19 protein-coding genes are annotated in these 18355 nt (G+C 61.7%); 5 read left to right on the top strand and 14 right to left on the bottom strand.

The window, feature by feature from the left end; all coding sequences use genetic code 11:
• Positions 1-62 precede the first annotated feature (62 nt).
• Positions 63-1259: a nicotinate phosphoribosyltransferase gene (gene pncB / locus PU634_RS02275; protein ID WP_306762457.1), complete on the bottom strand. Its 1197-nt coding sequence runs from the start codon at positions 1257-1259 to the stop codon at positions 63-65.
• Complete coding sequence (locus tag PU634_RS02280) at positions 1252-1899, bottom strand: isochorismatase family protein (RefSeq protein WP_306762458.1); 648 nt, start codon at positions 1897-1899, stop codon at positions 1252-1254. Before PU634_RS02280 ends, pncB begins: the two co-directional genes overlap by 8 nt.
• 145 nt (positions 1900-2044) lie before the next feature.
• On the opposite strand from PU634_RS02280, the gene PU634_RS02285 reads away from it, so the two are divergent.
• Both PU634_RS02285 and wrbA read left to right on the top strand, forming a co-directional pair.
• Positions 2045-2386: a DUF2750 domain-containing protein gene (locus PU634_RS02285; protein ID WP_306762459.1), complete on the top strand. Its 342-nt coding sequence runs from the start codon at positions 2045-2047 to the stop codon at positions 2384-2386.
• Positions 2387-2501: 115 nt separating this feature from the next.
• Complete coding sequence (gene wrbA, locus PU634_RS02290) at positions 2502-3101, top strand: NAD(P)H:quinone oxidoreductase (protein ID WP_306762460.1); 600 nt, start codon at positions 2502-2504, stop codon at positions 3099-3101.
• Between the two features lies 1 nt (position 3102).
• Here the strand turns inward: wrbA and PU634_RS02295 are convergent, their stop codons facing one another.
• Genes PU634_RS02295 through PU634_RS02320 form a run of 6 tightly spaced genes read right to left on the bottom strand, consistent with a single transcriptional unit; the run spans position 3103 to position 8331 of the window.
• Positions 3103-3756, bottom strand: coding sequence for an HAD family hydrolase (locus PU634_RS02295; protein WP_306762461.1), 654 nt, complete (start codon positions 3754-3756; stop codon positions 3103-3105).
• Positions 3756-4772, bottom strand: coding sequence for an ABC transporter ATP-binding protein (locus PU634_RS02300; RefSeq protein WP_306762462.1), 1017 nt, complete (start codon positions 4770-4772; stop codon positions 3756-3758). The genes PU634_RS02295 and PU634_RS02300 overlap by 1 nt, the downstream gene beginning before the upstream one ends.
• Positions 4772-5554 carry an ABC transporter permease gene (locus tag PU634_RS02305; protein WP_306762463.1) on the bottom strand — a complete coding sequence of 261 codons (783 nt, stop codon included), beginning with the start codon at positions 5552-5554 and terminating at the stop codon, positions 4772-4774. The genes PU634_RS02300 and PU634_RS02305 overlap by 1 nt, the downstream gene beginning before the upstream one ends.
• Entirely contained in the window at positions 5547-6482 is a 936-nt protein-coding gene (locus PU634_RS02310) for an ABC transporter permease (RefSeq protein ID WP_306762464.1), read from the bottom strand. Before PU634_RS02310 ends, PU634_RS02305 begins: the two co-directional genes overlap by 8 nt.
• Entirely contained in the window at positions 6479-7282 is an 804-nt protein-coding gene (locus tag PU634_RS02315; protein ID WP_306762465.1) for an alkaline phosphatase family protein, read from the bottom strand. Before PU634_RS02315 ends, PU634_RS02310 begins: the two co-directional genes overlap by 4 nt.
• Before the next feature lie 2 nt (positions 7283-7284).
• Complete coding sequence (locus PU634_RS02320; protein WP_306762466.1) at positions 7285-8331, bottom strand: ABC transporter substrate-binding protein; 1047 nt, start codon at positions 8329-8331, stop codon at positions 7285-7287.
• Between the two features lie 198 nt (positions 8332-8529).
• Here PU634_RS02320 and PU634_RS02325 point away from each other — a divergent pair, with 198 nt between their 5' ends.
• The 3 genes from PU634_RS02325 to PU634_RS02335 all read left to right on the top strand — a co-directional run bounded on the left by PU634_RS02325 (position 8530) and on the right by PU634_RS02335 (position 12007).
• The gene (locus PU634_RS02325; RefSeq protein ID WP_306762467.1) at positions 8530-9252 is read left to right on the top strand and encodes a UTRA domain-containing protein; all 723 of its coding nucleotides are present in this window, start codon (positions 8530-8532) and stop codon (positions 9250-9252) included.
• Positions 9253-9351: 99 nt separating this feature from the next.
• Positions 9352-10041: a transglutaminase-like cysteine peptidase gene (locus tag PU634_RS02330; protein ID WP_306762468.1), complete on the top strand. Its 690-nt coding sequence runs from the start codon at positions 9352-9354 to the stop codon at positions 10039-10041.
• A gap of 40 nt (positions 10042-10081) precedes the next feature.
• Entirely contained in the window at positions 10082-12007 is a 1926-nt protein-coding gene (locus PU634_RS02335) for a bifunctional diguanylate cyclase/phosphodiesterase (RefSeq protein ID WP_306762469.1), read from the top strand.
• A gap of 7 nt (positions 12008-12014) precedes the next feature.
• On the opposite strand, the gene PU634_RS02340 is transcribed toward PU634_RS02335, so the two are convergent.
• The 6 genes from PU634_RS02340 to PU634_RS02365 form a co-directional block, all read right to left on the bottom strand.
• On the bottom strand, positions 12015-12365 hold the full coding sequence (locus tag PU634_RS02340; protein WP_306762470.1) for a tryptophan synthase subunit beta like protein: 351 nt from the start codon (positions 12363-12365) through the stop codon (positions 12015-12017).
• Positions 12365-12970, bottom strand: a complete 606-nt coding sequence (locus tag PU634_RS02345) for a response regulator transcription factor (protein ID WP_306762471.1) — start codon at positions 12968-12970, stop codon at positions 12365-12367. The genes PU634_RS02340 and PU634_RS02345 overlap by 1 nt, the downstream gene beginning before the upstream one ends.
• A gap of 8 nt (positions 12971-12978) precedes the next feature.
• Positions 12979-14295, bottom strand: coding sequence for an HlyD family type I secretion periplasmic adaptor subunit (locus tag PU634_RS02350; RefSeq protein WP_306762472.1), 1317 nt, complete (start codon positions 14293-14295; stop codon positions 12979-12981).
• Positions 14292-16433, bottom strand: a complete 2142-nt coding sequence (locus PU634_RS02355) for a type I secretion system permease/ATPase (protein ID WP_306762473.1) — start codon at positions 16431-16433, stop codon at positions 14292-14294. The genes PU634_RS02350 and PU634_RS02355 overlap by 4 nt, the downstream gene beginning before the upstream one ends.
• Positions 16434-16492: 59 nt before the next feature.
• Complete coding sequence (locus tag PU634_RS02360) at positions 16493-17869, bottom strand: TolC family outer membrane protein (RefSeq protein ID WP_306762474.1); 1377 nt, start codon at positions 17867-17869, stop codon at positions 16493-16495.
• A 99-nt stretch (positions 17870-17968) separates the two neighbouring features.
• Positions 17969-18355 (bottom strand): hypothetical protein, encoded by a 387-nt coding sequence (locus PU634_RS02365; protein WP_306762475.1) that lies wholly within the window; start codon positions 18353-18355, stop codon positions 17969-17971.

The raw sequence follows: 18355 nt of genomic DNA on the forward strand, positions 1-18355 counted from the left end.
TAATCTAGAGACACGAGCGAACGCTGAGAAGGGCGGAACGGCAGTCAGGCTTTACGTCTGTGTCAGCCCTGGTTTACGGCAGGGGCGGGCACGCCAAACACGTGAGACAGATAGGTCAGGTAGCCGGCGTCTTCGCACATGGCCTTGCCCGGGCTGTCGGAGAGTTTGGCCACCGCCTGGCCGTTGCAGCGGGTCATCTTGATCACCATGCTGAGCGGCTTGTCGTCGACCACGTCGTTGGTGAGATGAGTGCCGATGCCAAAGGCCGGGCGGCACTGGCCGGCAAAGCGCCGGTAAAGGTCCAGCGCCTTGTCCACGGTGAGGGCGTCGCTGTACACCAGCCGCTTGCTGCAGGGATCGATCTTGAGCTTGCGGTAGTGGGCCAGGGCCTTTTCGGTCCAGATCACGGGGTCGCCGGAGTCGTGGCGCAGGCCGTCGAACAGCTTGGCGAAGTACAGGTCGAAGTCGCGCAAAAAGGCGTCCATGCCCACCACGTCGGTGAGGGCAATGCCCAGCCGGCCCCGGTATTCGCGCACCCAGGCGTCGAGCGCCGCCTTCTGGCTGTCAATCAGCCTGGGCCCCAGCGCCTGAAACGCCTGCAGAAACTCGTGGGCCATGGTGCCCATGGGCGGGCGGCCAATGCGGCGCGACAGTGCCAGGTTGCTGGTGCCGGAAAACTGCTCGGGCAGCTCACTGGCAAAGGTCTGCACCACTTCCTGGTGCCAGCGGGCGGAAAAGCGCCGGCGGGTGCCGAAGTCGGAAAAGCGAAAGCCCTCGCTGCCTTCGGCATGGGCCACCAGGGCGATTTTTTGCTGCAGCTTGGTTCGGGCATGTTGCCAGTCGGGGCGGGCATGGTGATGGCGGCAATACACCTCGCTGATGATCGCCAGCAGCGGTACCTCAAACAAAATGGTATGCAGCCAGGGGCCGCGAATGGCCAGCTCCAGCCGGCCGTCGATACACTCCAGGTACACAAAGCGCCGGTCCAGGCGGAACAGCCGTAAAAAGTGAATAAAGTCGGGTTTGAGGTAGTCGAGCCCGGCCAGATAGTCGAGCTCGTCGTCGCTCAGCTGCAGGCTGCACAGGTGATCGATTTCCCGGCCGATGTCGTCAAAACAGCGGGAGAAGTCGACGTTCGGCGTGCGGCAGCGAAAGCGGTATTCCACCTCCGCCGCCGGGTGCTGGTGCAGCACCGCCTGCATCATGGTGTATTTGTACAGATCGGTGTCGAGCAGGGTGGTGATCACGGGCTCAGTCATCGGCATGCTCCAGCTCGCCGGCATCGTGCACAAAATGGGCACCCAGCTGGATCATCTCGGCAATGGCATGACGGCTGCTGTCGTCGGCCACGCCGCGAGTGGCGGCGCGGTTGACGATCACGTTAAAGCCGGCGGCCAGCAGCTGTTTCACCGTGTGAAACACGCAGTAGTCGGTGGCCAGCCCGCCCACCAGCACGGTATCGACCGCGTGACCGCGCAGGTATTCAATCAGCCCGGTGCTCTGGCGCTCGGCCAGATCGTGGTAGCAGGCGCCGTAGGGGTGCATGTCGGGCTCTACTCCCTTCCACACGAAAAAGTCGTAGTCGGCGGGGTGGGGCAGGCCGTCGAGCAGCTCAAAGCCTCGAGTACCGGGCACCGCATGCAGGGGCCAGCGAATGTCGACGTTTGCCCCTTCGACCGGGCTGAAGGCGGGCTGGTCGTCACTGGCGACCCAGGTTGCCGAGGGTGAGTGGGCATCTTTCGAGCCCAGGCGGTGGCCGGCAAAGGCGGCCTGGCGGTTGAGCTCGGCGGCAATGGTATCGCCGCCGGCCACCGGCAGTTCACCGGGGCAGACGGGGGTAAAGGTATACTGGGCATCCACGTCGATACTGGCTACCCTGTGTTTGGCGGGCAATTTCATACGCCACCTCCTGTAAGTAACGTGCGGGCAAAGGGCACTGCGTAGCACGGCTTTTAATATTGTTTTGATTGAGTCTAAGGTTAATTTGGTTCAGTATCGCCCCCATTCGGGGTGTCTTCCCCTCATTAAGCCAAAGGTGACCATAATGAGCCAGCTCCACCAGCCAGAATACCAGCGTTTTATCGAACAAGTGAAAGCCAACCATGTGATGTGGGGGCTTCGCTTCGGAGACGAGTGGGTGGTGTGTGATTCCACCGAGTTTCAGGATACCGAAGTGATGCCGCTGTGGTCCACCGAGGCCGAGGCCCAGGCCCAGTGTGTGGACGAGTGGGCCGGTTACGAGCCCTTTGAGATCACCCTGGCCGAATTTCTGGAAATCTGGGTGGAAGATCTGTCGGAAGACGGTGTGCGCATAGGCCCCAACTGGAACGAAGAGCTCGACGGCATCGAGCTGGACGTGCTGGAAATGGTGAAGGAATTCGCCTGAGTCACTACAGGCTTCCGGCACAAAACGGCACGCGACAGCGTGCCGTTTTTTTGTGCCTTGTGCCCGGTGCAGCTAGAGTGTGAAAGGTGATATTCACAGACAAGGGAGAAGTGCAATGAGCAAGTTGCTGGTGTTGTATCACTCCATGTACGGTCATATCGAAACCATGGCCAAGGCGGTGGCAGAGGGAGCCGGCGCGGTGGCCGGGGTGACGGTCACCATCAAACGGGTGCCGGAAACCATGGACGCGGAAGCCTTCAAACAGGCCGGGGGCAAGACGGATCAGCAGGCAGCGGTGGCCAGCCCCGCCGAGCTGGCCGACTACGACGCCATTATCATTGGCACGCCCACCCGCTTTGGCAACATGAGCGGTCAGATGCGTAATTTTTTTGACCAGACCGGCGGGCTCTGGGTCAAGGGGGCTTTGGTGGGCAAGCTGGCCAGCGTGTTCAGCTCCACCGGTACCGGTGGAGGCCAGGAAACCACCATCACCAGCACCTGGAACACCCTGGCCCATCACGGCATGATTATCGTGCCAGTGGGTTATGGCACGGCGGAGGTGGCCGATATCTCCCGGGTGGGCGGCGGCACCCCCTATGGCGCCACCACCATTGCCGGCGGTGACGGTTCACGCCAGCCCGATGAGCGGGAGCTGGCCATCGCCCGTTACCAGGGCAAGACGGTGGCCGAGCTTTCGAAGAAGCTGTTTGGGTGAGTTACAAGGCCCAGTTCAGGAGCTGCCAGCCGCGCTCGGCGGCCAGGGCATTGAGACGGTCGTCGCCGTTGATCACCGTGGCTTCATCCACGTATTCCAATAGCGGCAGATCGTTGTGGGAGTCGCTGTAGCCGTAACAGAAGCCGGGCTCAAGGCCCTGCTCCCGCAGCCAGTGACCGAGGCGCACCACCTTGCCCTGCTGAAAGCTGAAAATGCCCTCGGGCCGGCCGCTGTAACGGCCCTGCACGATTTCGGTTTGTACGCCAATGGCACTGGCCACCCCCAGGTGGTGCGCGATGGGGCGTACCAGGTGCTCGCCGGTGGCGGAGATGATCAGGCAGCGGTGCCCTTGCGCGTGGTGCCAGGCCAGCCGCTCCCGGGCCTGGGGGTAGATTATGGGTTCAATGCGTTCGCGAATAAAACGATCCACCAGCGGTGCCAGTTCCTCGGGCCGGTGCCCTTCGATGGGGGCCAGGGTCAGGGTCATGTAGGTGTGCATGTCGAGGGTGCCGGCGTAATAGTCTTCCATCAGCCGGCGTTCTTCCTTCAGCAGGGCGTCGCTTATCAGGCCTCGCTCGGCCAGAAAGGCCAGCCACAGGGTGGCAGAGTCGCCGGCAATCAGGGTTTCATCCAGGTCAAAAATGGCCAGTGTCATCAGGCAACCTCTTTCAGTTCATCTTGGGGCAACAGCAGCTCGACGGGGGTGCCGTCTGCCAGCAGCGAGCGGGGCCCCCGGTTGAGGGTATCGACATCCAGGGTACCCTGCGCCAGCCGTACCCGGTAGCGAATTACATTGCCCAGCAGCTGGTGCTGTTCAATTCGGGCCGGCAGCGGTGCCGTCATGTGGGGGCCATAGTCGCGGCCCGGCTCACGAATATGAATGGCTTCGGGGCGAATGGCCAGCCGGCCGTGAATGTTAAGGCCGAACAGGGCACGGGCCTGTTCCTTGTCCAGCAGGTTATAGCTGCCCATAAAGCTCGCCACAAAGTCACTGGCCGGGCGGGTATACACCGCTTCGGCGGTGTCGGCCTGGACGATACTGCCCTTGTTCATCACAAAGATGCGGTCCGACAGGGTCAGCGCTTCTTCCTGATCGTGGGTTACAAAGACGGTGGTGAGGTTGAGCTGTTGCTGGATCTGGCGGATCTGCTCGCGCAGCCGCTTGCGAATGGGGGCATCCAGTGCCGACAGCGGCTCGTCCAGCAACAGAATGCGCGGCTGCACCACCAGCGCCCGGGCCAGCGCCACTCGCTGGCGCTGGCCCCCCGACAGCTCTGCAGGATAGTGGCGCTCGCGGCCTGTCAGGCCGACCAGTTCCACCGCTTCCGCCACCCGGCGTTCGGTCTCGCGCTTGTCCAGTTTCTGCAGCGCCAAGCCAAAGGCGATGTTGCCGGCCACGGTCAGGTTGGGAAACAGGGCATAGCTCTGAAACACCATGCCAATGCCCCGTTTCTGGGGCTTGAGGTGGGTGATGTCTTCGCCGGCCACGCGAATGTGGCCGGTATCGGGGCTTACCAGCCCGGCCAGGCTGCGCAGCAGGGTCGACTTGCCACAGCCCGAAGGGCCGAGCAGGGTAACCAGCTCGCCCTGGCGAATGTCGAAGTTGATATCGCTGAATACATGGGTGTCGCCAAAGCGTTTGGCGAGATGAGCAACTTCCAGATAAAACATCAGGCTCTCCGGGATTGCAGGCGCAGCGCCACCCAGGTGGCGAGGCCGATAAACAGGAAGTAGGACATCACCATGGCACTGGTGAAGTGGCCGCTGGTGGTGCGCTGGCTGTACAGGTAAACCTGCAGGGTTTCAAAGCGGGTGCCCACCAGCAGGTTGGCGAACACGAACTCCCCGAACAGAAAGGAAAACGCCAGAAACAGGGCGCTGAGCAGGCCATTGCGAATATTGGGTAACACCACCTGCAGAAAGGCCCGGGTGGTGCCGGCTCCCAGCAGGTGGGCGGCGTCCATCAGATCGTGCAGATTGATGGCTTCCAGGTTGTTGGCCAGCGCCCGGTACATAAAGGGCAGGCTCAGGGTGAAATAGCACAGCACCAGTATCCAGGGCGTACCGGCCAGGGGCAGCGGGCCGCCGGCATAGAGCTGTAGCAAACCCACCGACGACACCACGGGCGGCACCGCAAAGGGCATCAGCACCAGCAGGTTCATCAACCCCTTCAGTTTCGGAAAGTAGTAAAACACCACGAACAGTGCCGGCAGAATCAGCGCCAGGCTGAGCACCAGCGCCGCCAGGCACACCAGCAGTGAGCGGCCAAAGGCGGCCAGAAAGCGGCTGTCACTCCAAAGCTGGGCATACCACTGCAGGCTGAACCCCGAGGGCAGAATATGGGCCCCCCAGCTTGCGGCCAGGGAATAAACCAGGGTAACGGCAATGGGAGTGGCCAGCAGGGCCACCAGCACCCAGATGGTAAAGCGGGCGGAAAGCGGGGGCTTAGGCATATCGACTCCGGGCAATCAGCCATTGATTGATGCCGGTCACCAGCAACAGCAGGGCCATCAGCAGCAACGACAGCGCCGCCGCCAGCTGGGGCTCGAGGAAGATGTCGCCCGCCACCAGGCCGGCAATCTGAATGGTGACCAGGTTGTAGTTGCTGGTCATCAGTGCATAGGTGCTGGCATAGGCGCCGAGGGCGTTGGCCAGCAAAATGATAAAGGTGCCGAGCAGGGCCGGACTCAGCACCGGCAACGCCACTTTCAGCCAGTAGTGCAGCGGACCGGCCCCCAGCAGGGCGGCGGCGTCGCGCCAGTCGGGCTTGATGGCGTCAAAGGCCGGGTACAGCAGCAGTACCGCCAGCGGAACTTGAAAATAGGTGTAGAGCACCAGCAGGCCGGCCCGGGAGTAGAGGTGAAAGTCTTCCACCAGGCCCAGCTCCTGCAACAGCAGGGTCACGGCACCGTTCATGCCCAGCAGCACGATAAAGGCAAAGGCCAGGGGCACGCCGGAGAAGTTGCTGGCCATGGTGGTAAAGGCCACCACGGCATTTTGCAGCCGGCCCGGTACCTGGTGCAGGGCCGCGGTGCCGGCCAGGGCGATGGTCAGCCCGGCCAGGCTGGACCAGAATGCCAGATCCAGGCTGTTGGCAAAGGACTGGCGATACCAGGGCGAGCCGAGGATCTCGGTGAAGTTGGCCAGGCTCCAGTCACCGCCGGCCTGAAAGCTGTTGACCAGCACCCAGATCATGGGGGCCAGCTGAAACAGCCCAAACACCAGGGCAAAGGGCAGCAGCAGGGTCAGCGGCAGCCAGCGGCGCCAGGGGGCGGGGCGGCTGGCCGCCCCCCGGGCCACGCTCGCCGCCCTGGGTTGGGCGGACGCCTTGGCCCGCAGCGTGGCGGTGTTACCGCCGGTGGGCAGGGTAGACTCGTTCATCGCAGCAACTCCCGGCACAGGGGCTTGTCGTGGGCAATGCCCAGCAGGCTGGCCACGGTGCCGCACAGCTCGGTCTGGCGGGGGTGGGCCTGCGGATTGTGGCTGAAGGCCGAGCCCAGCACGAACAGCGGCACCTCGCGCTCTTCCGGCAGGTTGCCGCCGTGGCTGCGATCCCGGTTCATGCCGTGATCGCTGGTGATCAGCAGCTGATAGCCTGCTTCCAGCCAGCGGGGCACATAATCGGCCAGCAGCAGATCAAAGTGGCGGGCGCTGTTGCGGTACTGTGAGGAGTCCAGGCCGAACTTGTGGCCGGCATCGTCCACGTTCATCGGGTGGATCAGCAGCAGATCCGGATCCGCGCTTTGGCGCAGCCATTCGGCGTCGAGCAGCAGGTGGCTGTCGGGGTAGTGATCCAGATGATAGAAGGCGCCGTGCTGAATGGGCAGTGACTTGTCGCTGGTAAAGCGATCCCGCAGCGCATCGTAGGGCGCCCGGTTGTACAGCTCGCTCACCCAGTGGTAGGCCGCCGCCGCCGTGGTGAGGCCGGCCTGGCGCGCCAGGTGAAACACACTGGTTTCATTGCTCAGGCGCACCACCTCGTTGTGCACCACACCGTGATCCACCGGCCGGGTGCCGGTGAGAATGGTTTCATAGAGCGGGCGCGACAGCGAGGGCAGCTCGCATTGCAGCTTGTAGGCGGTGGCGCGTTCCGCTTCGGTCATGGCCAGCAGGTAGCCCAGGCTGTGCCGGGCTACCTCGTGGGCCAGACCGTCAATGATGATCAGTATGACCTTGTGCATGCTTACCTCTGCTGGTGGATCTGCACCTGGCTTTGCCACTGGCGCGGCAGCCGTTTGGTGCTTTGCTCCCAGGTGTCGAAGTTTTCAATGGGGCGGGCGTTGGCGTACATTTCGTCGGGCAGCAGCTTGGCCTGCACATCGTCGGGCAGGGTGACATTGCTGCGAATGGGGCGGGCATAACCCCGGGCCAGGTTGATCTGGCCGGCGTCGCTGAGAATGTATTCCCGGGCCAGTTTGGCGGCGTTGGGGTGTTTGGCGTACTTGTTGATGATGGTGGCATAGCCGGAGATCAGCGAGCCGTCGGACGGGATCACCACGGTAAAGCGGTCGCGATCGATCTGATCACGGTAGTTGAGGGCGTTGAAGTCCCACAGTATTGCCATTTCAATTTCGCCCTTTTCCAGGTTGGCGATATTGATGTCCACCGGCGACAACCGGCCCTGTTTGGCCAGATCCGCGAACAGCTCCAGGGCCGGGTTGAGGTTGGCCTCGTCTCCGCCCAGGGCAAAGGCGGCGGCCAGAATGGCGCTGTTGGCCTGGGCGGCCACGCCCACATCGCCCACCGCAACCCGATAGTCACCGTCGCGCAGTTCGGCCCAGGAGGTGGGGGCCTTGCTGACCAGCTCGTTGTTGACGATAAAGGCGATGGTACCGGTATAGCCCAGCATCCAGTGGCCGTCTTCATCCTTGGCCCAGTCGGGAATGTCGTTCCAGGTGCTGGGCTTGTAGGCCTGAGTCACGCCCTGCTGCACCGCAATGGGACCAAAGGCGGCACCCACATCGCCGATGTCGGCGGTGGCGTTGTCCTTCTCGGCGGCGAACTTGGCGATTTCCTGGGCCGAGCTCATGTCGGTGTCCTGATGTTCAAGGCCGTAACGGGTTTCGAGATCCCGCCAGGTGTCCTTCCAGTTGGCCCAGCTGTCGGGCATGCCGACGCTGTAAACCTTGCCTTCGGCCCGGGCCTTGGCTTCCAGCTCGCCGAGATCGGCGGCCTGGGCGGTGGCCGTCAGGGCCAGGGTCAGCAGACTTGCACTAAACAGGTGTTTCATGAGTTGGTGTCCTCTGGACTAGGTCAGTGTCGGGGCTCATGCTATCGCGGATTTGTGACACTGATGTGTCGTTATTGCGACAGTAAAGTGGCGTATTCATGCGGTTTTTAGGAATGTTTACGCGGTTTTTGGTGATTAAACTGTCCCCTTCAGGCTGGTATAATCCGCCTTTACCATTTGTGGAATAGGCCAATAGAGTTGACTGCTTTACCTCAAACACAGACATCCCGCATTATCAACACCCTGCGCCGGCAGATCGCCGGCGGCTCTCTGGCTCCCGGCCACAAGCTGCCCGCCGAGCGGGAGCTGGCCGTCCTGTTTGATACCACCCGCATCACGGTAAAAGACGCGCTGTCGATGCTGGAAGCCGAAGGCCTGATTTACCGGGAAGAGCGGCGCGGCTGGTTTGTGTCGCGCCCGCGGCTGATCTACAACCCGGTCAGCCGCTCTCATTTTCACCAGCTGGTGCACAGCCAGCAGCGTACCGCCGAGACTCAGGTATTGGCCTGTGAGTCGGTGGTGGCTTCCGGCGAGCTGGTGGCAGACATGGGACTGGCACCGCTCAGCCGGCTGATCCGCATCTGCCGGGCCCGGCGCATCGACGGCCGCACCGTGCTCTATGTGGAGCATTTCCTGCGCCCGGAGCTGTTTCCGGATATTGAGCAGCAGGATCTGAGCCGGTCGCTGACCGATCTGTACCGGCAGCAATACGGGCTGGAATATGGCCGTTCACGCTTTGATATCTGCCCCACGGCGGCCCGGGGCGAGGCGGCGCGGGTGCTCAACCTGGCCCAGGGCAGCCCGGTGCTGGCGGTCAGTCGCATCAATTACGATCAGTACGATCGGGTGATCGACTGCGACCGGGAAATCTGGCGCCACGACGCCGTGCGCATTCGGGTGGAAAGCCGTCATACCCATTAGCCGGAACGGTGAACTGCCCGGAATGAATCCGTTATGCTAGGATGCGGTGTCTGTACCGGCTTGGCGGGGCCTGAATGGCTTTTATCGAGAATGCATTTCATGCGTAAAGTGGCCACGGGCGTGACCTTGTTGTTGCTGCTGGGGGCGCTTTACCGGGTGGTGCCTTTTTCTTATGGCGCCATGGGCATCAGCGTCGACTTTTCCCGTATCCATCATTTAATGGACAGCCGTTATGGTCGCGAGCGGGGTGAGGTTTCCCGCCAGTGGGAACGCATGTTAACGGATGCCGGCTCCCTGCCGGAGCGCGACAAGCTGGAGCTGGTAAACCGCTTTTTTCATCGCCAGCTGAGTTATCAGCTGGATCAGGCCTTGTGGGGTCAGGAAGATTACTGGGCCACGCCGCTGGAAACCCTGGGGCTGGGCAGAGGAGATTGTGAAGACTACGCCATTGCGCAGTATCTGAGTTTGCGCATGGCAGGAATAAGTGATGAGCGCCTGCGGCTGATCTATGTCCGGGCCCGTATCGGTGGCAGCCGCAGTTCCATTACGCAAGCCCATATGGTGCTTGGTTATTATGCCACCCCGTCATCGGATCCCCTGTTGCTCGACAGCCTGATCCCCGACATTCTGCCGGGCGCTCAGCGCCCGGATCTGACCCCCGTTTTCAGTTTCAACAGCCAGGGCTTGTGGACCCCGGGCGCGGCTTCGTCGGCGGCCAATCCGCTTGCGCGGCTGTCGCGCTGGCGTCAGGTACTGGCAAAGGTTCGACAGGAAGGAGTGAGCTGGTGAAAGACACAATGCCCGTTCGGGCCGGCGCAGGGAGAACATCATGTCGCTGAACAAACAGCTGTGGCTTGCCATTGCGGTGCTGATGATGCTGGCGTTTCTGAGCAGCTTTACCATCAGCACCCTGAGCGCACGTAATTATTATCAGGAACAGTTGCAGCAGAAAAACATCGATAACGCCAACTCGCTGGCGCTGACCTTGTCTCAGGTGGAAAAGGATGAGGTTACCGTTGAGCTGCTGGTGGCGGCCCAGTTTGATACCGGTCACTACCGGCGCATTGAACTGATTGCGCCGGACGGTGCCGTATTGCAGCGCAAGCGCCTTGAGCCGACGGCCCAGCCCGACGCCGTGCCCGCCTGGTTTATTGAGTTTGCGGCCCTGTCGGTGCCGGCGGGGGTGGCCCAGGTGCAGGAGGGCTGGCATCAGTACGGTACCCTTTATGTGGAAAGCCAGACCGAGGTGGCCTATGCCGCCCTGTGGCAGACCACGCAACGCTTGTTGGGGTGGCTATTGCTGGTGGCCTTGCTGTGCGGGGCCCTGGGCAGCTGGCTGCTGAAACAAATCACGCGACCGCTGGAGGACGTGGTGGAGCAGGCCGAAGCCATTGGTGGCCGCCGCTTTATTACCTCCAGCGAGCCGCGCACGCTGGAGTTTGGCCGCCTGGTGCGGGCCATGAACCTGTTGTCCGGCCGGGTGCGGGACATGCTGGAAAGCGAGTCCCGCCGGCTGGAGGCGCTGCGCTATCAGCACCAGCATGATGCCGTCACCGGGCTGGCCAATCGCGATACCGTCAACAGCCAGCTGGATGCGCTGCTGAGTGAAGAAGATGGCCATCATGGTGTTTTTCTGGTGCGGGTGCAGGCGCTGGCGACGATCAACCGGACGCTGGGTCGTGAAGATACCGACAGGCTGCTGCGTGAGCTGGCGGAGGCATTGTTGCAGTGGACGCCAGCCGAGCAGGCCCTGTTTGCCGAGGCCCATGGCGGCAGGCTCAATGGCAGTGATTTTCTGCTGCTGCTGACCGAAGCCGATGAACTGGCCACCCTGAGTGCGGCCCTGAACCGGCGGTTGCTTGCGTTGAGCGAGCGCTGGTCCCAGGCTGAGGTGCAACTGCCTCATGGCGGCTGTTATTTCCTCTGTGGCGAGCGTCGTGGCGAGGTGATGAGCCGGGTGGATGGTCTGCTGGCCACCGCCGAGCAGCGCTGTATCACCTGCGGCGAGGTCAGGGAGGAGATCACCGGCAGCGACAGCCGGGGAGCTGGGGAATGGCGCCAGCTGCTGACTCAGGCGTTGGCGGCGCAGGCGGTGACGGCGGTACGTTTTCCGGTGCTGCAGCTGGCCGATGGCGGCGTGCTGCACGAGGAAGCCATGATGCGCCTGCAATGGCAGGGCACCAGCTGGCGAGCAGGAGATTTCATGCCCTGGGCCCGTCGTCTGGGATTGTTGCCGGCCCTGGATGTGGCCATGGTGGAGCTTGTGCTTGAGGATTTGCGCACCGGCCTGCCTGGAGCGGTGGCCATCAACCTGTCGGTGGAGACGCTGCGCGACCCTGCCAGCCGCCAGCGTGTGATGGCCCTGCTCAAGGCCGCCCCCGAGCTGGCCCCCAGGCTGTGGCTGGAGTTCGCAGAGAGCCAGGTACTGCAGGAAGTGGAGCTGTTCCGAGAGTTTTGTGCGCAGGTCAAGCCGCTGGGGTGCCGGCTGGGCATGGAGCGGGCCGGGCGTGGCTTTGCCAAAATCACCCACTTGCAGGAGCTGGGGCTGGACTATCTCAAGGTGGATGGTGCCCTGTTGCGGGAGCTGGCTGCCAACACTGGCAACCAGGGTTTTTTGCGAGGGCTCTGCACCCTGGGACATTCCATTGGCCTGAGCATGATTGCCGATGGGGTGCAGTCGGCAACTGAGCCGGAATTGCTGCGCTCGCTGGGGTTTGATGCCGCCGGTGGGCCGGGCATACGCCAGGGCGGCTGACCCGGCTTCAGGGCATGGGGATCTGCTCCTCGTCGCTGTTATCGTCACCGAGCAGCTCCAGCCGGTGTTGCCGCCTCAGGCCCTGGCGGGACAGCAGTTTCTGCTGGGCCATGGGGGGCAGGTCGGTAAACTGGATCAGGTTTTTGTCGATCAGTACATCAATCAGATCCTCCAGTACCCGCACCAGCGCCAGGTCCGAGGCTTGCAGCGTGTCCAGATCTGTTTCGTGTGATTCCTCTCCGGCGCCAATAAACTGCCGCAATTCTGGCGAGTCGGCAGATATTTTTTCATGGATCTCTGCCGTCGGCTCCAGGCTGACGGCGCAAACCCGTCCCGCGGCGTTGCGTTTGACAAACATCAGCTCTGCTCCTGTCCGTGAGCCAGCAGCATCAGATGCATGCGATCCCGGGCGCCGAGCTTTTCAAAGACCGAACTCAGGTGCGCCTTGACGGTTCGTTCGGTGATATTCAGCGTGAGGGCAATGCGTTTGTTGCTGGCGCCGCTGAGCACCTCTGCCATGACCTGGCGTTCCCGGTTGGTCAGCAGGCTCAGATCGTAACCATTCGGTCGGGCAGCGGGCGGAGTTTGTGCCAGCAGTGGCGAGAGCAGTCCGACCATGCGATTAACCAGCTCGGCCGGCAGCCACATGCCGCCGGCCCTGGTGGTGGCGGCGGCCTGAGTCAGGATGGCGGTGCTGGACATGGCCTCCAGATAGCCTCTGGCACCGGCCGTGAGCGCCCGGCGCAGCTCATCCAGTTGTGGACGGCGGGTCAGTGCCAGGACGGTTCGTCCCCGGGCTGACTGCCGGCGAATAAGCTGCTCCCAGCCGGGCTGGCCGGTCAGCACCCAAACCAGTCCATCGTGGTCAGTGTCGGTATTATCCTGTCCGGCTATGGCCAGAGTGGCCTCAGGAAAAGCCCGCCGCCAGCGGGGGCTGCTGAAATCCTTTTCGGTTATGAACAAAGTATTTGTCATCGCTCGGTCATCGCTAGTGAAGTGGCTCGCAGGACGGGCTTGAGCAGGTACTCAAGCACGGTTTTCTTGCCGGTCAGAATATCAACTTCGGTGACCATGCCCGGAATGATCTCGAGATCCCGGGCAAAGCCGCTGCGGTGGGTGGCCAGTCGGACCCGATAATAACTGTTGCCGTCGCCATCGTTGATGGTGTCGGCACTGATGTGCCTGACTTCGGCCTCCAGGCCGCCGTATATGGCAAAGTCGTAGGCGGTAAACTTGATCATGGCGCTTTGCCCGGGCCGAATAAAGGCAATATCCCTGGGCTGGATTCGAGCTTCAATGATCAGCTCGTCATCCAGCGGAATGAGCTCGGCCACTTCGCGGCCGGGAGCCACCACACCGCCCACGGTGTTGGCAAACAAACGCTGAATGGTGCCGCGCACCGGTGCCCGGATTTCGGTCTGCTGTACCCGGTCTGCCAGGGCCGATTCGGCTTCGCTCAGGGCATCGAGCCGGGCTTTGGCTTCCAGATATTCCCGTCGCCAGCGGTTGGTGACGGTGAGCTCCACTTCCCGCAGCTTGTTGCGCGCCTCCTCAATGGCGGCCTGGCTGCGGCTGATGGCGGCCCGGGCCCGCTCGGCCTCTCCTTGAGCCCGGCTGATCTCCCGCTCAATGCGCAATATGTCCACATCGGATACGGCGCCCAGCTCCAGTAACGGTCGGGTGACCCTCAGTTCTTTTCGGCTGAGTGCCAGCGACTGGGTGTGTTGCTTGAGATCGGCCTGCGCTTCCACCAGATCCTGTTGTCGCTGGCTGAGCTGATGATTGTAAATGGCCAGTTGCTCTTGCAGCTCTTCCTGGCTGGCCCGATACAGGCGTTGTTCCCTGCTGACCAGATCGGGCGCCTGCCGGCGCAGCGCATCGGTAAAGACCGGCTCGGTATTGTCGAGCAGGGCCTGCAGCCGGGCGACCTCGGCACTGGCGGAAAGATATTGTACCTGGCTTTCCTTCAGGCTGGACACGGAGCGGGTCGGATCGATGCGCAGCAGCACCTCGCCGGCTTCCACCGTTTGTCCTTCCTTTACCAGTATCTGCTGTACCATGCCGCCGTCCAGGGACTGCACCACCTGCAACTGCCGGGAAGGAATGACCCGGCCTTCACCCCGGGTGACCTCATCCAGGGAGGCAAACGCCGACCAGAGCAGCAGGATTGCCAGGATCAGCACCATGCCATACAGCAAAGCGCGGGTGCGTACCGGCTCCTGCTGTAGCCGTGCCCATTGGGCGTCTCGCGCCCAGTCGCGACCGGTATGCGGCTCATGCTGATTCATGCGGCACTCCCGATTTTACCCTGGCGCAGGGCGTCGAGCACTTCGGCCTTGGGGCCGTTGGCGACGATTCGGCCACCGTCGATCACGATAATGCGGTCCACCAGGCTCAGCAGCGAGCTGCGGTGGGTGACCAGCACCATGGTCCGCCCCTGGGCGCAGTGCTGCAGGGTGTGCTTGATCTGTTCCTCATTGCGCTGATCCAGTGCACCGGTGGGCTCGTCCAGCAGCAGCACCGGAGACTCCTTGAGCAGGGCGCGGGCAATGGCCACGGCCTGGCGCTGGCCACCGGACAGCAACTGACCACGTTCGCCTACCGGCATGTCAAAACCGGAGGGGTGAGTGTTGACAAACTCCGCCAGGCCGCTTTGCTCGGCGGCATGGACGATACGGGCATCGTCAACATGACCCATGCCCAGCACCAGATTGTCGCGCAGGCTGCCGTAGAACAACGATACGTCCTGAGGCACATAGCCCATGCCGCGACGCAGCTCGGCCGGGTCGAGCTGGCGAATATCGGTGCCGTCAATCAGAATGCTGCCGGCGTCGGGCTCATACAGCCCCAGCATCAGCCGCTCCAGAGTACTCTTACCCGAGCCGTTGCGGCCCAGTATGGCCACGTGCTCACCGGCCTGAATACGAAAACTGATGTCTGACAGTGCCTGCTGCTCTGCGTTGGGGTAGGTAAAACTGACATGGCGAAATTCAATGTCGCCCCGTTGAATGGGGCGGCTGACCCGGTGACGATCATCGCTGCGCTCTAGCGGGCGCGCCATAATTCCGTTCAGGCTGTTCATGGCGGTGACCGCATGATGATACTGGGACAGCAAGGCGGCGGCCTGGCCGACGGGGCTCATGGCCCGGGAGGACAGCAGATAGCAGGCAATCAGTCCCCCTTGCGTGAGCTGGCCGTCACGGATCAGGTAAACCCCGAGAATAATCAGGCTGACCGCCACCACATGCTGGGCCCAGAGTGCGCCATTGGTGACGGAAGAGGCCAGCAGCCGCATGCGGGCGGTGAGGGTTGACAGATACAGAATGGCGCTTTCCCAGTTACCTTGTATCTTGCTTTCGGCCCCCGTGGTTTTGATGGTTTCCAGATTGCCGAGGCACTCGATGAGGGTAGCATTGCGCATGGCGCTGGCGCGGTTCATGGTGTCGGACAGGTGGCGCATTTTACGCTGGGCCAGGGCGGCGTAGCAGAGTACCGCCAGAGCGCCAATGATGATGGGAATGACCAGCTTTACATTGATCAGCCCGATGATCAGGCAAAACAGCAGCATAAAGGGCAAATCCACCAGCGCCACCAGGGTGACCGAGCCAATAAAGCTGCGCAACGACTCAAAGGACTGAACATTGCTGGCAAAGGAGCCCGCCGAAGCCGGACGCTCCGACAATTTCATGCCCAGAATTTGTTCCATGATGGCGGCTGACAGCCTGACATCGGCCCGGCTGGCACCAAGATCGACAAACCAGCCACGCATCAGGCGTAGCCCCAGATCGGCACACAGTACCACCAGTACGCCCACTGCGAGCACCCAGAGGGTGTGGGTGGCATGATTGGGAACCACCCGGTCGTAGATATTCATGACAAACAACGGCATGGCCACCGCCAGCAGGTTGATCATCACGGCGGCAAACAGAATATCCCGGTACAGGGGACGGTTCCTGGCGATGACGCTCCAGAACCAGTGCCCCTGCGCTCGGCGCCGGCTGCCGGGAGCCCGTTCGTCAAAATGAAACTCGGGCTGGGCATAAATGAGGTGGCCCGTGTAACGTTGCTCGAGTTCATTGAGCGTTACCGTGACCTCGGCATCGGCCAGCTCCGGCCAGATCACCTGCGCCGTTTGCGGTTCGGTTCCAAGGGCGGTGATCACGCAGGCGTGATTGTTATCGAGCAGCAGTACGGCTGGCAGCAAGGACGGATTAAGGTGCCTCAGTTCATGATGCAGCACTCGGCTGGCCAGTCCGGCGCGTCTGGCGGCCCGATGAAAGACCGATGGCGTGAGCATGCCATCAACCAGCGGCAAACCGGCCAGGGCGGCATCCCGGGTCAGCTTGCACTGATGAAGCCGGCACAGGGTCAGCAAGCATTCCAGCAGGGGACCACCAGCTTGTGAGTGGAGAGTATTTTTTTGCATGTTCTGCTTCCGTCTGCTCCCCGGCACCGGGCCGGGGAGTGCAGTGGACAGGGCTGTCGTTACCGGGCCGGTATGTACCGGGCTGCCATGGTGCTGATTTCATCGGCCGGGCAGGCCGAGTCGGCGTCCACGCTGATGGGTTCCGCACCGAGTTCGCCTAGGGTGGGTAACTCGTCGCTGACCACGTTCAGTGCCGGCAACAGCTGACCCATGGCATTCAGGGTTCTGGCAATGGCAATACCCCGGTCATAGCTGGCGTTGGTGTAAGCCCGGCTGGCCTGAAAATATTCGTTTTCGGCATCGAGCACGTCCAGCAGGGTGCGCTCGCTGATGCCGAACTGCCCTTTGTAGGCGGCCCGAACCCGGTTGGATGATATCCGGTGTTGATTCAGAATGGGCAGTTGCTGATCCAGCTTTTGTACATCGTTATAGGCAATCTGCAGGGTCTGGCGCATGTCGGTGCAGGCCTGAGCCCGTAAATCCCGAGCCTTGTTAAGCTCTTCATGAGCCTTGTTCAGGCTGGCCTGATCCCGGCCTCCGCGATACAGGTTATAACGCAGGTCAACGCCAATGCGGCCTTCGGTGCGGCGTTCATCGACGTTGCCGTTGACGTAATCCTGGGCGCCGTATCTGGCGTTGAGATTGAGCTCCGGATGAAAGGCGGCTTCTTGACTGTCGACGGCGGCATCCTGGGCATTGATATTACGCAGGGCGGCGTGAAACGCGGGGTTACCCTGATAGGCAAGCTTCATGGCTTCCTGCAGGCTCAATGGCAGTTTGCTGTCGTTCAGCTCCAGTGGCGCCAGTTCGGACGCAGGCAGTTCGCCGACAATGCGCAAATAGCGGGCACTGACATCATGCAGGTTGGCCATTTCCGTGAGCAGGTTGGACTCGGCCAGCGCTACCCGTCCGTTGGCTTGTTCAAGATCGGCCCGTCTGGCCACGCCTGCCCGGGCGCTGGTTTCAATTTGCTCATACACGTCAAGGTGGCTGGCGAGGTTGTCCTCTGCCAGTTTAACCAGTTCCCGATAGCGCATGACATCCTGATAGGCACGCAGAGAGGAGAGGGCGGTGTCTTCAAGCTGTGTCAGCAATTCGAAGTAGCGCACCAGCTGGGCGTTCTCAAAGCGCTTTACATCGCTGGACGTCTTAAAGCCGTCGTACAGCATTTGCACCAGGGATATTTCTCCTGCTGCACCGCTGAATTCTCTGGGGTCGTCATAGTTGCGCCATTGCTTGCCATAGCCGGCGGTGGCATCCACCGTGGGCAGATAGCCACCCTTGGCAAAATCGATATCGTATTCGGCGGCACGAAAGGTGCGCCAGCTGGCCTGCACTTCAGGGTTGGTGGCCAGGGCTTTTTGAACCACCTCGGCCGCGTTGGCTGCCGGTTGCTGTGCCCAGGCAACACTGGTCAGCAGGCTCAGACCTGCCATTAGTGAATATGATTTTAATCTGTTCATAGATAAAGGCCTGGTTGGCAAAGGGTGTTTTTTTGAGTGTGCCGTTCCGCCATGAGGGAGCGGGCATGATTGTTATGTGTCAGAAGGCGCCAGAACACGCAGTGATCTCCATATCGAAAAGTTTACGTCTGGTGACATATCATCCCATATAAGGGCTCCAAGTAAAAACATCCCCCTGTACTTCAGTCCAATTTTCTTGTGCCGGTCATTGAGGGAAGATGCCATCAATAGAAAATTCACAAGGCAAGGATCGAAGAGAGCATGAGTATTCCAATTGCGGTGGTAACGGATATCAGTGGGACTGTGACGGCGCAGGCAGCCGATGGTTCCGTGCGTGAGCTTGTGCCTGGAGACACTCTTTTCGCCGGTGAGCTGCTGATAACCGGTGACAATGCCCGTGTTGTGCTTGATTACGGTGATGGTGAAACCGTACCACTCGGCAGTAACCAGTTTCTGCAA

Source organism: Oceanimonas pelagia (assembly GCF_030849025.1).
Lineage (GTDB): Bacteria > Pseudomonadota > Gammaproteobacteria > Enterobacterales > Aeromonadaceae > Oceanimonas > Oceanimonas pelagia.

What these genes read in the sequence shown, in the direction of transcription:
- pncB (WP_306762457.1), bottom strand. Translation starts at nt 1,259, where the DNA reads ATGACTGAGCCCGTGATCACCACCCTGCTCGACACCGATCTGTACAAA.
- PU634_RS02280 (WP_306762458.1), bottom strand. Translation starts at nt 1,899, where the DNA reads ATGAAATTGCCCGCCAAACACAGGGTAGCCAGTATCGACGTGGATGCC.
- PU634_RS02285 (WP_306762459.1), top strand. Translation starts at nt 2,045, where the DNA reads ATGAGCCAGCTCCACCAGCCAGAATACCAGCGTTTTATCGAACAAGTG.
- wrbA (WP_306762460.1), top strand. Translation starts at nt 2,502, where the DNA reads ATGAGCAAGTTGCTGGTGTTGTATCACTCCATGTACGGTCATATCGAA.
- PU634_RS02295 (WP_306762461.1), bottom strand. Translation starts at nt 3,756, where the DNA reads ATGACACTGGCCATTTTTGACCTGGATGAAACCCTGATTGCCGGCGAC.
- PU634_RS02300 (WP_306762462.1), bottom strand. Translation starts at nt 4,772, where the DNA reads ATGTTTTATCTGGAAGTTGCTCATCTCGCCAAACGCTTTGGCGACACC.
- PU634_RS02305 (WP_306762463.1), bottom strand. Translation starts at nt 5,554, where the DNA reads ATGCCTAAGCCCCCGCTTTCCGCCCGCTTTACCATCTGGGTGCTGGTG.
- PU634_RS02310 (WP_306762464.1), bottom strand. Translation starts at nt 6,482, where the DNA reads ATGAACGAGTCTACCCTGCCCACCGGCGGTAACACCGCCACGCTGCGG.
- PU634_RS02315 (WP_306762465.1), bottom strand. Translation starts at nt 7,282, where the DNA reads ATGCACAAGGTCATACTGATCATCATTGACGGTCTGGCCCACGAGGTA.
- PU634_RS02320 (WP_306762466.1), bottom strand. Translation starts at nt 8,331, where the DNA reads ATGAAACACCTGTTTAGTGCAAGTCTGCTGACCCTGGCCCTGACGGCC.
- PU634_RS02330 (WP_306762468.1), top strand. Translation starts at nt 9,352, where the DNA reads ATGCGTAAAGTGGCCACGGGCGTGACCTTGTTGTTGCTGCTGGGGGCG.
- PU634_RS02335 (WP_306762469.1), top strand. Translation starts at nt 10,082, where the DNA reads ATGTCGCTGAACAAACAGCTGTGGCTTGCCATTGCGGTGCTGATGATG.
- PU634_RS02340 (WP_306762470.1), bottom strand. Translation starts at nt 12,365, where the DNA reads ATGTTTGTCAAACGCAACGCCGCGGGACGGGTTTGCGCCGTCAGCCTG.
- PU634_RS02350 (WP_306762472.1), bottom strand. Translation starts at nt 14,295, where the DNA reads ATGAATCAGCATGAGCCGCATACCGGTCGCGACTGGGCGCGAGACGCC.
- PU634_RS02355 (WP_306762473.1), bottom strand. Translation starts at nt 16,433, where the DNA reads ATGCAAAAAAATACTCTCCACTCACAAGCTGGTGGTCCCCTGCTGGAA.
- PU634_RS02360 (WP_306762474.1), bottom strand. Translation starts at nt 17,869, where the DNA reads ATGGCAGGTCTGAGCCTGCTGACCAGTGTTGCCTGGGCACAGCAACCG.